This window comes from Mycobacterium branderi (genome assembly GCF_010728725.1).
GTDB lineage: Bacteria > Actinomycetota > Actinomycetes > Mycobacteriales > Mycobacteriaceae > Mycobacterium > Mycobacterium branderi.
In genome coordinates, this window is sequence record NZ_AP022606.1 from 211828 (window position 1) to 224728 (window position 12901).

Consider the following 12901-nt stretch of genomic DNA (forward strand, 5'->3'; position numbering starts at 1 on the left):
ACTCCTTAGGCAACCTGCCAATGGCCCCCATCATCGCGGTAGAAAAAATAGGTCGGGCAATACTGCGGCCTGGGGTCAGCGGGACATGGCTTGCCGTCATAGGTGGTGCTCGTGGTGTGGACAAAGCTGGTGGGTGGCAACGCACTCGACGTCAGCCCCTGCGTGATCGTCACCGATACGATCGCCAGCACGGGATACATCAGGCTGGTACCCGGGTCAGGGTGGCCACAACGCACACCCCCTTGGATGGGTTGCCGGCGTGGGACACACCATGGTTGTGGCGGAGGGTTCGGGTGCATCGTCGGCTGACCCACAATGATCGGCCCGGGGAATTGCACATCGACCGTGAAATCCGGCGGCTGCCCCGCATTGTAAAGATCGGTGAGCGCCTGCTTGACCTCCCAGTCAGCAGGAGGCGCCCCCAGTTCGCCGACGTTGGCATTGGACCTAGTCGCACCGAGTGCCGTCACTGTGACGAAGCATGTGGCGATTAAAGCCGTCACAACTACGAGCCGACGCGCAAGCGAAACCCGCTGCGCACACGCGCGACTGATGAACAGGAAAAGCGCGGCTACCACCACTCCTCCTCTGAGGTCAAGACCCTGGAAGCCTGCTGGTCTTGTCTGGATCCAGCCGTATCCCGCGGCGTCAGACATGGCCATCTGACAACAGTGTGCAACCATATGGGAAGGTAACACACTGATGCGCATCACGGCGTAAAAATTTTGTCCCGAGGTGGCATCGGGATCACGGACAGCGACGACGAGGCGGCCGACTAGATGCAGTACACGCTCACCCGTAACTGGTTCACCGCCTCGCCGGCGCGGCCGAACCTTCCGACCAGCACGGTCGGAGGACGCATCTAATGGCGTCGGACAAGGCGCCCAACCAAGCGATTCTGCGCCCGCCATCCATCAGGCGCGCCACTACGGGGTCGTCGCTGTTTGGCGGCAACGTTGCAGATACGCCAACGGCAGCCATTGATGACGTCGACCGCGCGCTGGTGCGGCACCTTCTCGCCGACAGCAGAATGTCCAACCGCCGCCTGGCCCAGCAAGTGAGGATCAGCGAATCGGCAGTGAGCACCCGGCTGCGCAAATTGATGGACAGCGGTGCACTGGTCTTCACGGCAGTAATCGACTGGGAAAAGGCCGGTTTCGAATGGTGGGTCATTCTCCTGATCAAAACGCGCAAACGTTCAGCGGTCGACGTCGCCAGCGACATCGGCGGCTTGGCGCAATGTGCGTCGACGGCAGTGGTGTTGGGGTCGCACGACTTGATCGCCTATCTCTTGGTCAGAGACCGCGCCGAACTCCGAGAAGTGATCGACAAACTCGGTTCCATCGACGGGGTCGCCGAACTTGACGTTGAGCTTGCCACCGACACCCAAGTGTCCGCATTAGGAAGACGGCTGTACCTCGCCATGGACCCCACACCGATCCGGCTGCCGGCTCCGTGCATCGAACTCGATGATCTCGATCTCTCGATTCTGCAGGCGCTCATCGACGATGGTCGCCAATCCAGTCGCAACATCGCCCGCAAATTTGGGGTGTCGGAGGGGACGATCCGCGCCCGCATCAGTCGAATGACCGAATCGGGTCTGGCGCGCGTCGTGGCAATGGTCGAGCCAGTCGCGTTCGGGCTGGCGGGTGTAGCCGCCATTATCATGCTCCACGCCGAACGCGCGCGGATCGACGCCATCGTCAAGGAATTCACGGCGATGCCCAACGTGACGTTTGTCGCGGTCTGCCTCGGTAACTGGGATCTTCACGTCGGGGTTTTCGCCGCCGACGCCGCAGAGCTCATGGAAATCGTGGGTTCTCGCGTCCAAGCGGTCGACGGCGTACTCGCCGCGGACACACTGCTTCTCGTCGATATCGTTCGGATCAACCCGTGCCTGAAGCGCGTCAGCCCGTTCGACTCGATGGTCTAACCGCGCAGGCTCCTACTCACGGGGGCTGACGTCGAACACGACTGGTCAGAAGGCACTGAGCCGCAACGGATTTAGCCGCTAGTCACAAACGTGCGACCGTTCGATCTTGCTGCCCCAATGTTTGACTCGTTGCTGCGAAGGACCGTATATCCAGGCAGTGTTGCGGGCCCGGATGCCAACTCCAACGTTGGACAGTTCTTGCCATAACCGGTAAAAGGACTCGCCTTGGTAGAGCGGGAAGTACATGTCGCCGGCGTAATCCTGACTTATCGTGAGAGCCTGCGCGCGCGGGGTGAGGAAAGCGACGGCCTGCTCGACGTTCGTGGCCACGTTGTCGGCCTGCGCCTGGATGGTGCCGACCGTCCAGTCGTTGTTGGCCTGCAAGAGATTGAACCCGAATTGGTCCATCTGGTTCCGCAGGTCGCGGTATTGCGCATTGAACCACTGACACATTTCCCGCTCTGCGTTGACGTCGGCGGAGGTGACGTTCTTGCGCGTTTCGTCATAGGGATACGGGAACTGGGGAGAAAAGTTGCTGGCGGTCGGGACAAACTCGGGCAACAGCGGAGGAGGTGGATCTGACGGATCTGCACCTGCTCGACTCCCCACCGCGACGCACATCGCTGCCAGGACAGCGAGGCAGGAAAGCCCTAGGGACGCGCGGCGGGTTGCGTCGAGCCGCGTCATAGCTGGCCCCATTCGTAACCTCCGAAATCGACCTGCGCTAGCTGCAAGCGGCCGTGGGTAACTTGGTGTTCCAGCACGACCCAGCCTGGATGTCGAAACGGTTGTGGCGAAATCGATTTCATCCCCGTGCGACCAGCCTCCGTGCCACGTACGTCTGGGATCCGCCGAGAATCATCGGCAGGGCCTGAGAAGTTGGCAACGCAAGTCCGAGACCGCCGTCGTCGACGTAACGCGCCTGGGCGCCGTATGGTCCGACCGTCAATGCGAGCGTGCCGCCAGAGCCGCCCTCGCTCCGCTCAGACGGCTCCCGAAAGCACCACGTCCATGTGCCCGCGTCGGTCGCAAAGCACAACTCGATGAAGTCCGACCGAGCTGGACATCGGTGGAAGGACTGGAGGCTGGCCAGGACGAACGACCCGTCCTCCAAGCGTGAACCTGTGAAGCACTGGGGTTTCGTCATGCCTCACTCACTTCCTATTAGTAGCCGGTTCTTCACGCACGCTGTACGCGCGAACACGGCATCCGCTGGTCGTAAGGCACCGTCCAAATTGACATTCAGACATGTCAGATTATGTTCCTCGGCAAGTTCGCATGTCAAGCACATGACCCAGTCTGCTCTTTGCATCGCCCTATCCCGTCTGTAGGTCTGCGTTACCTCGCCGCCCCTGGCGTGGACGGGCCTGTGGGCCGGGATGGCACCCAACATCTGACACTATCTACTGTCAGATTGCTATATTGTGTCCGCTATGACAACGAACTGGCCAGCAGGACAAGCAGCTTTCGTTACCGGAGCGGCGTCAGGAATCGGACTCGGCATCGCGCGTGCGCTCGTCGCCGCAGGCGCGAAGGTGGCACTCGCCGACATCGACGGCGCACGGCTCGCCGACGTCGCCAAAGAATTGACGGATGCCGGCGGCACCGTGCTGGGCGTGCAACTCGACGTCAGTGACGCCGACCAGTGGTCGGCTGCGGCCGATCAGGCCGAGAAAGCACTCGGGCCAATCTCGATACTTTGCAACAACGCCGGCGTGAACGGAGGCGGACTCATCGATGAGACACCACTGGAGGTTTGGCGCTGGGTCTTCAAGATCAACACCGAGGCGCAGTTCATCGGCGTCTCGACCTTCCTTCCGCGCTTTAAAAGCCGCGGTGGTCGTGCCCACATCGTGAACACCGCTTCGATGGCAGGCATTGTGCCGATGACCCGCGTCGGCGCCTACTCCTCGTCGAAGTTCGCCGGCGTCGGGTTTTCGATGGTGCTCCGCGATGAGCTTCTCGGCACCGATGTCGGAGTCTCTGTGCTGTGCCCCGGAACGGTGGCCACTCGAATCAACGTGACCGCCGGAGAGGCGGAGGCCAAGCTCCTCGGCCAAGAGATAAACAGAGCCGCATTGGAGGGCAACGGCGCACTGCTGGGCCAGGGGGCGGATCCCGACCGTGTTGGCGAGCAGGTGGTCGAAGCCATGCAGCAACGGCAATTCCTGATCATCACCCATCGCGACTGGGAACCGCTCGTCGCCCGCGTGCACGGCGAGATCCGGCGCGCATACAGCGAGTTCGATGACCGCCACGGCCCGGACTACACCGCGCAGATCCTGACCCAAGGTACGAGCCCGGTGACGACGTAGCGGCAGCCCTGCTGCGGCGCACTACATGACTCCACTCACCCCGAAAACAAACTCGAGGTGTAAACCATGTCTCGGGACACCTGTCAACGATGTCCCGAGACATGACACTAGTAGCGGGGACAGGATTCGAACCTGCGACCTCTGGGTTATGAGCCCAGCGAGCTACCGAGCTGCTCCACCCCGCGACGGGTAAATGCAAGGTTACCGAACACTGGCGGCGGCCACCAAATCGCGGGTCAAGATGCCGCGAGCGTGCGCAAACCCGGCGATTTGGCCGGCGTGTCGCCCGGGGCCGCGCACACTCGCGGGGAAGGCAACCGCCCGCTTACTTGGCGTTGTTGAACTTGGTGATCGCGTCGTCGACCCGCTGGAGCGCAGCGCCGTACGCGGCGAAGTCGCCCTTCTTCTGGGCATCGCGCGCCGCGGCGATGGCCGCCTGGATCTCCTTCATCGCTGCCGCCTTGGCCGGCGACAACGCCCCGTTCGGCGACGGCGGAACCGCCGCGGCCGGCGGCGCGGGTGATGCCGGCACTGAGTCGGCGGCCGGCGGCGGCGTTCCCGCCGGCGGGCTGGCCGGCGCACCGGCATCGGTCGGCGCGATCTCCGTCGCGGTAGCACCCGCACCGGGCCCGAACAGACCCGTCAACGCATCACTGACGGTGGGCCCATAGCCGATCTTGTCGTTGTACATCATCGCGACCCGGATCAGCCGCGGGTACGACGACGCCGCATCACTGGAACCCGGTGAGGCATACACCGGTTCGACGTAGAGCAGCCCGCCCTGCGCCACCGGCAGCGTCAGCAGATTGCCCCAGCGGATGCGGTTCTGGTTGTCCCGGCCGATCACACCGAGGTCCTGGGACACCGCGGTATCGGTGGTGATCGCATTGTTGGCCAGTTTGGGCCCGTTGACCTGACCCGGGATGGTCAGCACCGTGATCTTGCCGTACGTCGCGGGATCCGAGCTGGCGCTGATGTAGGCGGCCAAATAGTCACGCTTGAACCTGTTCATCGCGCTGGTCAGCTGATACGACGCCGAATTGTCGCCTTTGGCAAGGTTTTTCGCGACGATGTAGTAGGGCGGCTGGTAGCTGCTGGCGGTCGGGTTGGGGTCCAGCGGCACATCCCAGAAATCCGACGTCGAGAAGAACGTCACCGGGTCGTTGACGTGGTATTTGGCCAGCAGCATCCGCTGCACCTTGAACAGGTCCTCCGGATAGCGCAGATGCTCGGCCAGCTCGGGAGTGATGTCGCTCTTGGGTTTGACCGTGCCCGGGAACACCTTCATCCACGCCTTGAGCACCGGGTCGGCCTCGTCCTGGGCATAGAGCGTGACGGTTCCGTCGTAGGCGTCGACGGTGGCCTTCACCGAGTTGCGGATGTAGGAGACCTGCTTGTCGGGCGCGAGCCGGTTGAACGCCACCTCGTTGGAGTCGGCGGTGGCCGACGACAACGACGTCAGCTCGGAATACGGGTAGTTGTCCAGCGTGGTGTAGCCGTCGATGATCCACACCAGCCGCTTGTTGACGATCGCCGGGTACACCGCGCTGTCGGTGGTCAGCCAGGGCGCCACCGCCTCGACCCGCTGCGCCGGATCCCGGTTAAACAGGATCTTGCTGTTGGAGCCGATCACGTTGGAGAACAAAAAGTTTCGTTCAGCGAACTTCGCGGCGAACACACTGCGCGACACCCAGCTGCCGATCGGCACGCCGCCGGCGCCGGTGTAGGTGTAGTTCTTGGTTTCGGTGTTGGTCTCGTAGTCGTATTCGCGGTCGTTGCCGTTCTTGCCGACGATCGCGTAGTCGGCCGGGGTGTTGGCGATGACCGGCCCGAAATAGACGCGCGGCTGATCCAGCGGTGCCGGACCGTCGGACACCACACCGCCGTTGGCGCCGACGACGTTGACCAGAAACTCCGGGTAGCCGCCGTTCTGGTTGGGGTCGTTGGCAATTCCGCGCACCGTGTTGGCCGGCGAGGCGATGAACCCGTTGCCGTGGGTGTAGACGGTGTGCCGGTTGATCCAGTCCCGCTGGTTGTCGATCAACCGGTCCGGGTTGAGTTCCCGCGCGGCGACGACGTAGTCGCGCAGGTTCCCGTCGCGGTCGAGGTAGCGGTCGATGGAGAGCTGGTCGGGGAAGAAGTAGAAGTTCTTGCCCTGCTGAAACTGCGTGAACGCCGGGCTGACGATCGTCGGGTCGAGCAGCCGGATGTTCGACGTGGTGGCACGGTCGGAGGCCACCTGCTCGGCGGTGGCGCGACCGTCGCCGCTGTAGTTGCGGTAGCTGACCACGTCGTCGGTCAGCCCGTAGGCTTGGCGGGTCGCGGTGATGCTCCGGCTGATGTATTCGCTTTCCTTTTGCGCCGCATTGGGTTTGACGCTGATCTGCTCGACGATCAGCGGCCAGCCGGCACCCACGATCAGCGACGACAACAACAGCAGCACCAAGCCGATCGCCGGAATCCGCAAGTCCCGCAAGACGATTGCGGAGAACACGGCCGCGGCGCAAATCAGCGCGATCGCGAGCAGGATCAGTTTGGCGGGCAGCACGGCGTTGATGTCGGTGTATCCGGCACCGGTGAACGGTTTGCCGGCCCGGGTGTGCGACAGCAGCTCGTAGCGGTCCAGCCAGTAGGCCACCGCCTTGAGCAGCACCAGCGCGCCCACCAGGCTGATCAATTGGATGCGCGCCGAACGGCTCAGCGCGCCCGTACGCCCGGACAGCCGGATGCCGCCGAAGATGTAGTGCGCCACCAGGTTCGCCACGAACGCCAAGAACAGCGCCACGAACAAGTAGCCGACCACCAGCCGGTAGAACGGCAGATCGAAGGCGTAGAAGCCGAGATCCTTGCCGAATTGCGGATCCCTGATGCCGAAGACGCCGCCGTGCAGGAACAGCTGGATACGCACCCAGTAGGTCTGCGCGATGATGCCGGCCAGCAGGCCGATCATCGCCGGGATTCCGATTCCGATCAGCCGCAGCCGCGAGAGCACCACGGTGCGATACCGCGCCACCGGATCGTTGCCGTTGCTGGGCACGAACACCGGACGAGTCCGATAGGCCATGGCCAGCCCGCCGAACACAATGCCGCCGACCAGCAGCCCGACCACCAAGAACACCACGAAGCGGGTCAGCAGCACGGTGCTGAAGACCGATCGGTAGCCCAGTTCGCCGAACCACAGCCAGTCGACGTAGGCGTCGATCAGTCGCGGCCCGACCAACAGCAGCACGATCACTATCAGTGCGATCGCGATCAGAATCCGGCTGCGCCGAGTAAGCTTCGGCATTCTCGCCGTGGGCCGCATTCCCACTACTTACGCTCCCTGGCCGTCCTCATTTGTATCGACGGTCACAACTGTACGCAGGGCGTCAGCAACTCGGCGGCTGCCCACCCGACGTCACCGCATGCAGCGCATCCACTGCCTGCCCGAGGGTGTCGACCTTCACCAACTGCAGTCCGGGCAGCTTGTCCGAACTGGCCTCGTAGCAGTTCTTGGCCGGCACCAAAAACACCGTGGCCCCGGCCGCGCGGGCGGCGTTCATCTTGTGCACGATGCCGCCGATGGGGCCCACCTTTCCCTCGGCGGTGATGGTGCCGGTGCCCGCGACGAACTTGGAGCCGGCCAGATCACCGGTGGTGAGTTTGTCGACGACGGCGAGGCTGAACATCAGTCCGGCGGAGGGGCCGCCGACGTTGGCGAGGTTGAAGTCGATGGCGAACGGCGCCCACGGCGCATCCAGCACCGATACTCCTAAAAAGCCGTAGCCGCGATCGGGGTTGGCGCCCAGCGTAATTCGCGCATTACCGGGCGGGGCGTTCTTGCGCCGGAAGTCGATGGTGACCGACTGACCGGGTTTGGTTTTCTTCAGCAGCGACGTGAACTGCTCCACATTCGCGACCGGCGTGCCGTCGACCGCGTCGAGCGCGTCGCCGTCGCGCAGCTTGCCCTTCGACGGGCCGGGGTCGCTCACCGCCGCAACGGTGACCGCCTGCGGGTACTTCAGATACCCGAGGGCGGCGTACTCCGCGCTGTCCTCCGACTGGCGGAAATCGGCGTTATTGGCCTTGTCGACCTCGTCCCGCGACTTGCCCGGCGGATAGACCAGGTCGCGCGGCACCAGCTGCTCCTGCCCGGACAGCCACAGCGTCAGCGCCTCCCCCAGGCTCAGGCCGTCGCGCTGCGACACCGTCGTCATGTTCAGATGACCCGTCGTGGGATGCGTCTGGGTGCCCTCGATGTCGACCACCTGTTTGCCGTCGACCTCGCCGAGCGTGTCGAACGTCGGACCCGGACCCAAAGACACGTATGGCACCGTCACCACCGCGAGCAGCACGCCGAAGGCCACAATCGGCACCAGCGCGACGATCAGCGTCAGAATCCGCCTGTTCACGTCGCCTACCCTAAGGTCCCGTTCACCCTCAGCGTGACGGCGGATCACCCGTCGCACTTCCCCGGTGAGTACCGTTGGGGGTATGGCTGACCTGCCTTTCGGCTTCTCCGCCGGAGACGATCCCGAGCGCGACAAGCCGGGCAAAGACGACTCGGGCTCCACCGACCCATTCGGAATGGGCGGCAATTTCGACATGGCCGACCTGGGGCAGATCTTCACGCGTCTCGGGCAGATGTTCAGCGGCGCCGGCACCGCGATGGCGTCGGGCAAGCCCTCCGGCCCGGTGAACTACGAACTGGCGCGTCAGCTGGCATCCAGTTCGATCGGTTTCGTGCCGCCGATCCCGGCTGCCACCAGTTCGGCGATCAGCGATGCCGTGCACCTTGCCGAGACCTGGCTGGATGGGGCGACCGCACTGCCGGCGGGCACCGCCAAGGCCGTCGCCTGGAGCCCGACCGACTGGGTCGACAACACGCTGGAAACCTGGAAACGGTTGTGCGATCCGATGGCTCAGCAGATCGCCACGGTGTGGGCGGCGGCGCTGCCCGAAGAGGCCAAGAACATGGCCGGCCCGCTGCTGTCGATGATGTCGCAGATGGGCGGTATGGCGTTCGGTTCGCAGCTGGGCCAGGCGCTTGGCCGGCTGTCCCGCGAGGTGCTGACGTCTACCGATATCGGTTTGCCGTTGGGCCCCAAGGGAATTGCCGCGCTGTTGCCGGCTGCGGTGGAATCCTTCGCCGACGGGCTGGAGCAACCGCGCAGCGAGATCGTGACCTACCTGGCGGCTCGTGAGGCTGCCCACCACCGGCTGTTCAGCCATGTGCCCTGGCTAGCCAGTCAGCTGCTCGGCGCCGTGGAAGCCTACGCCAAGGGCATGAAGATCGATATGGCCGGAATCGAGGAGCTCGCAAGGGATTTCAACCCGGCATCGCTGAGCGATCCGGCCGCGGTGGAAGACCTGTTGACGCAGGGCGTGTTCGAGCCCAAGGCGACGCCGGAGCAGACCCAGGCGCTCGAACGGCTGGAGACACTGCTGGCGTTGATCGAAGGCTGGGTGCATACCGTGGTGACCGCGGCGCTGGGCGACCGCATCCCGAGTGCGGCCGCGCTCGCCGAGACGCTGCGACGGCGCCGGGCCACCGGCGGGCCCGCCGAGCAGACATTCGCCACGCTGGTGGGTTTGGAGCTGCGTCCGCGCAAACTGCGCGAAGCCGCGGTGCTGTGGGAGCGCCTGACTCAGGCCGTCGGCGTGGACGCCCGAGACGCGGTGTGGCAGCACCCCGACCTGCTGCCCGAGGCCGAGGATCTCGACGAGCCGGCCGGCTTCATCGACCGGGTCATCGGCGGCGACACCAGCGGTATCGACGAGGCGATCGCCGAATTCGAACGCGGCGCCGACCCTGGCGACGACGGTTCTGTGGATAGCTGAGCGGGGCGTCGCGCCCGGCGTGGCACAGTCGCGACTGTGCCGAGCACGCTGTACGCGCTTGATCCGGCGATGCCGGTGCTGGTGCGTCCCGACGGCGCCGTCCAGGTGGGTTGGGATCCGCGCCGCGCCGTCTTGGTCCAGCCGCCGCGGGGCTTGACCGCGGTCGAGCTGGCGGCGCTGCTGCGCGGCATGCAGTCGCCGCTGCCGATCAGTGAGCTGCACCGGCAGGCGGGCGCGGTTTCCGCGCAGGACCTCGACGAGCTCGTCGCGCAATTGGTCGACGCCGGCGTTGCCACCCGCACTCGCCAGCTGCCCGGCCGGTCGGCGTCGATCCGGGTGCATGGCCGCGGACCGCTGTCGGACCTGCTGCTCGGGGCGCTGCGCTGCTCGGGGGCCCGGATCAAGCACAGCAGCCAACCGCATGCCGCGGTCACCGCCGACCTGGTGGTGCTGTCGGACTACCTGGTCGTCGACCCGCGGATGGTGCGCGAACTGCACAGCCAGCGCGTCGCTCATCTCCCGGTACGCGTCCGCGACGGCACGGGCCTGGTCGGACCGCTCGTGATCCCGGGGGTGACAAGCTGCTTGGGGTGTGCCGATCTTCATCGCCGTGACCGAGATGCCGCCTGGCCGGCCGTCGCCGCCCAGCTGCGAGATGCCGTCGGCACCGCCGACCGGGCGACGCTGCTGGCGACGGCGGCGCTGGCGCTCAGCCAGGTCAACCGGGTGATCGGGGCGGTGCGGGGCGCGGATGCGGACCCGCCGGCGGCGCTGGATGCCACCCTCGAATTCGACGTCCACGCCGGCTCGATCGTGGCGCGGCACTGGTCCCGCCACCCACTGTGTTCTTGTTGACATCACTTGTTGCCATATCGATGCGGGCGACCGCGGGGCCGTCATGGATGATGGTGATGTGACAGACATCAAACGGGGCCGCGCGTCGCGCAATGCGAAGCTGGCCGGGCTGTCGGTGAATATCGCGGGCCGGACAGCGCTCGGATTCGGCAAGCGACTGACCGGCAAGTCGCGAGACGAAGTCAATGCCGAGCTGATGGAGAAGGCCGCCCATCAGCTGTTCACCGTTCTCGGTGAGCTCAAGGGCGGCGCGATGAAAGTCGGCCAGGCGCTGTCGGTGATGGAAGCCGCCATTCCCGAGGAGTTCGGCGAGCCGTACCGCGAAGCGCTGACCAAGCTGCAAAAGGATGCCCCGCCGCTGGCGGCGCACAAGGTGCACCGGGTGCTCGACGCGCAGCTCGGCACCAAGTGGCGCCAGCGCTTCGTCGAGTTCGACGACACGCCCGTCGCCTCGGCCAGCATCGGTCAGGTCCACAAGGCGGTGTGGCACGACGGGCGCGAGGTCGCCGTCAAGATTCAGTACCCGGGGGCCGACGAGGCCCTGCGCGCCGACCTGAAGACCATGCAGCGCATGGTCGGCGTGCTCAAGCAACTCTCGCCCGGAGCCGACATACAGGGCGTCGTCGACGAGCTGATTGAACGCACCGAGATGGAGCTCGACTACCGGCTGGAGGCCGACAACCAGCGCGCGTTCGCCAAGGCCTACCAAGACCACCCGCACTTCGTGGTGCCGCATGTCGTGGCCAGCGCGCCGAAGGTGGTCATCCAGGAATGGATCGAGGGTGTGCCGATGTCGGAGATCATCCGCAACGGCACCACCGAACAGCGTGACCTAATGGGAACTCGGCTGGCGGAGCTCACGTTTGACGCGCCGCGGCGGCTGGAGATGATCCACGGCGACGCCCACCCCGGCAATTTCATGCTGTTGTCCGACGGGCGGATGGGGGTCATCGACTTCGGCGCTGTGGCTCCGCTGCCCGGGGGCTTTCCCATCGAGCTGGGGATGTCGATTCGGCTGGCGCGGGACAAGAACTACGACCTGCTGCTGCCGACGATGGAAAAAGCCGGCCTGATCCAGAAGGGCCAGCAGGTGTCGGTCCGCGACATCGATGACATGCTGCGCCAGCACGTCGAGCCCATCGAAGTGGAAGTGTTCCACTACAACCGCAAATGGCTGCAACGGGCGGCCGCGCACCGGATCGACCGGTCGATGGCGCAGATGAGGACAGTGCGGCAGCTGGATCTGCCGGCCAAGCTGGCGATGCCGATGCGAGTGCTTGCGTCGGTGGGTGCGATTCTGTGTCAGCTCGACGCGCATGTACCGATGAAGGCGCTGTCCGAGGAGTTGATCCCCGGCTTCGCCGAACCCGATACGGCGGTCGTCTAAGACGCCGCCAGAGTGCAACTAGCGACGCCGTCTCTCGGGAAATGCGTTGCCAGTTGCACTTTCGCGGGCCTAGGCAGCGACGCCGTCCTTGCGCGGACGTCCGCGGGGCCGCTTGCGGCTCACAATCGAGCCACGGTCGAGGATTTCACCGCCCCACACTCCCCATGGCTCTGCGCGTTCCAGCGCCGCGGCCAGACACTGGCTGCGGATTGGGCAGTCGGCGCACAGTGCTTTCGCGCGCTCCAAGTCGGCCGGGCTGTCGGCGAACCATAGGTCGGGCTCGCGATTACACGGCAGCTCCAGAGTCGACATGTGCTGGTCACCTGCTTCCTGGTCTGGGGGCGGTCTTTTCGAAAAGATCCGGACCAGGTGGCGGGATGCCGACCCGAAAACTATGGCCACGGATCTTGTTTCGAGTCCGTGGCCATCGGGGGGTGTTTCCTAGAACCTAGGTGGAGCCCCGATCCACGGACGCGTTGGTAGCGGCGGCGATACGGCGATGACGCGGCGCCGCCGATGCGGCCGCCGCAGCGGCATGGCGGGAACCAGCGTCGGCCAGGCCTACGCCGAACGCGTTCATGGTGATCATCG

The 12901-nt window shown here is 65.0% G+C and carries 11 protein-coding genes and 1 tRNA gene; 5 read left to right on the plus strand and 7 right to left on the minus strand.

The features are described 5' to 3' along the window. Window positions 1–5: 5 nt before the first annotated feature. Window positions 6–662 (minus strand): hypothetical protein, encoded by a 657-nt coding sequence (locus G6N47_RS01295; protein WP_139799302.1) that lies wholly within the window; start codon window positions 660–662, stop codon window positions 6–8. A gap of 203 nt (window positions 663–865) precedes the next feature. Here G6N47_RS01295 and G6N47_RS01300 point away from each other — a divergent pair, with 203 nt between their 5' ends. After that, window positions 866–1933 (plus strand): Lrp/AsnC family transcriptional regulator, encoded by a 1068-nt coding sequence (locus G6N47_RS01300; protein ID WP_083129854.1) that lies wholly within the window; start codon window positions 866–868, stop codon window positions 1931–1933. Window positions 1934–2011: 78 nt separating this feature from the next. Here the strand turns inward: G6N47_RS01300 and G6N47_RS01305 are convergent, their stop codons facing one another. Beyond that, window positions 2012–2620 carry a hypothetical protein gene (locus tag G6N47_RS01305; protein WP_083129855.1) on the minus strand — a complete coding sequence of 203 codons (609 nt, stop codon included), beginning with the start codon at window positions 2618–2620 and terminating at the stop codon, window positions 2012–2014. A 746-nt stretch (window positions 2621–3366) separates the two neighbouring features. On the opposite strand from G6N47_RS01305, the gene G6N47_RS01310 reads away from it, so the two are divergent. Next, window positions 3367–4248 (plus strand): SDR family NAD(P)-dependent oxidoreductase, encoded by an 882-nt coding sequence (locus G6N47_RS01310; RefSeq protein WP_083129857.1) that lies wholly within the window; start codon window positions 3367–3369, stop codon window positions 4246–4248. A 111-nt stretch (window positions 4249–4359) separates the two neighbouring features. Here G6N47_RS01310 and G6N47_RS01315 read toward each other — a convergent pair. From G6N47_RS01315 to G6N47_RS01325, 3 genes are all read right to left on the minus strand, one after another. Beyond that, window positions 4360–4433: transfer RNA gene (locus G6N47_RS01315), tRNA-Met, on the minus strand. Window positions 4434–4573: 140 nt separating this feature from the next. Continuing rightward, complete coding sequence (locus tag G6N47_RS01320) at window positions 4574–7558, minus strand: UPF0182 family protein (protein ID WP_083129858.1); 2985 nt, start codon at window positions 7556–7558, stop codon at window positions 4574–4576. Between the two features lie 58 nt (window positions 7559–7616). Beyond that, on the minus strand, window positions 7617–8639 hold the full coding sequence (locus G6N47_RS01325; protein WP_083129859.1) for a YlbL family protein: 1023 nt from the start codon (window positions 8637–8639) through the stop codon (window positions 7617–7619). A 64-nt stretch (window positions 8640–8703) separates the two neighbouring features. On the opposite strand from G6N47_RS01325, the gene G6N47_RS01330 reads away from it, so the two are divergent. The 3 genes from G6N47_RS01330 (at window position 8704) to G6N47_RS01340 (ending at window position 12310) form a co-directional block, all read left to right on the plus strand. Further along, complete coding sequence (locus tag G6N47_RS01330; RefSeq protein WP_083129860.1) at window positions 8704–10068, plus strand: zinc-dependent metalloprotease; 1365 nt, start codon at window positions 8704–8706, stop codon at window positions 10066–10068. A 69-nt stretch (window positions 10069–10137) separates the two neighbouring features. Then, window positions 10138–10923: a cyclodehydratase gene (locus G6N47_RS01335; RefSeq protein ID WP_083130461.1), complete on the plus strand. Its 786-nt coding sequence runs from the start codon at window positions 10138–10140 to the stop codon at window positions 10921–10923. A 43-nt stretch (window positions 10924–10966) separates the two neighbouring features. Beyond that, window positions 10967–12310: a macrolide-binding ATPase MABP-1 gene (locus tag G6N47_RS01340; protein WP_083129861.1), complete on the plus strand. Its 1344-nt coding sequence runs from the start codon at window positions 10967–10969 to the stop codon at window positions 12308–12310. 69 nt (window positions 12311–12379) lie between these two features. Here G6N47_RS01340 and G6N47_RS01345 read toward each other — a convergent pair whose 3' ends face one another. After that, a complete protein-coding gene (locus G6N47_RS01345) occupies window positions 12380–12622 on the minus strand; it encodes a WhiB family transcriptional regulator (RefSeq protein WP_083129862.1) in 243 nt (80 codons plus the stop codon). 136 nt (window positions 12623–12758) lie between these two features. Continuing rightward, window positions 12759–12899 (minus strand): hypothetical protein, encoded by a 141-nt coding sequence (locus G6N47_RS29115; protein ID WP_169717231.1) that lies wholly within the window; start codon window positions 12897–12899, stop codon window positions 12759–12761. Window positions 12900–12901 lie beyond the last annotated feature (2 nt).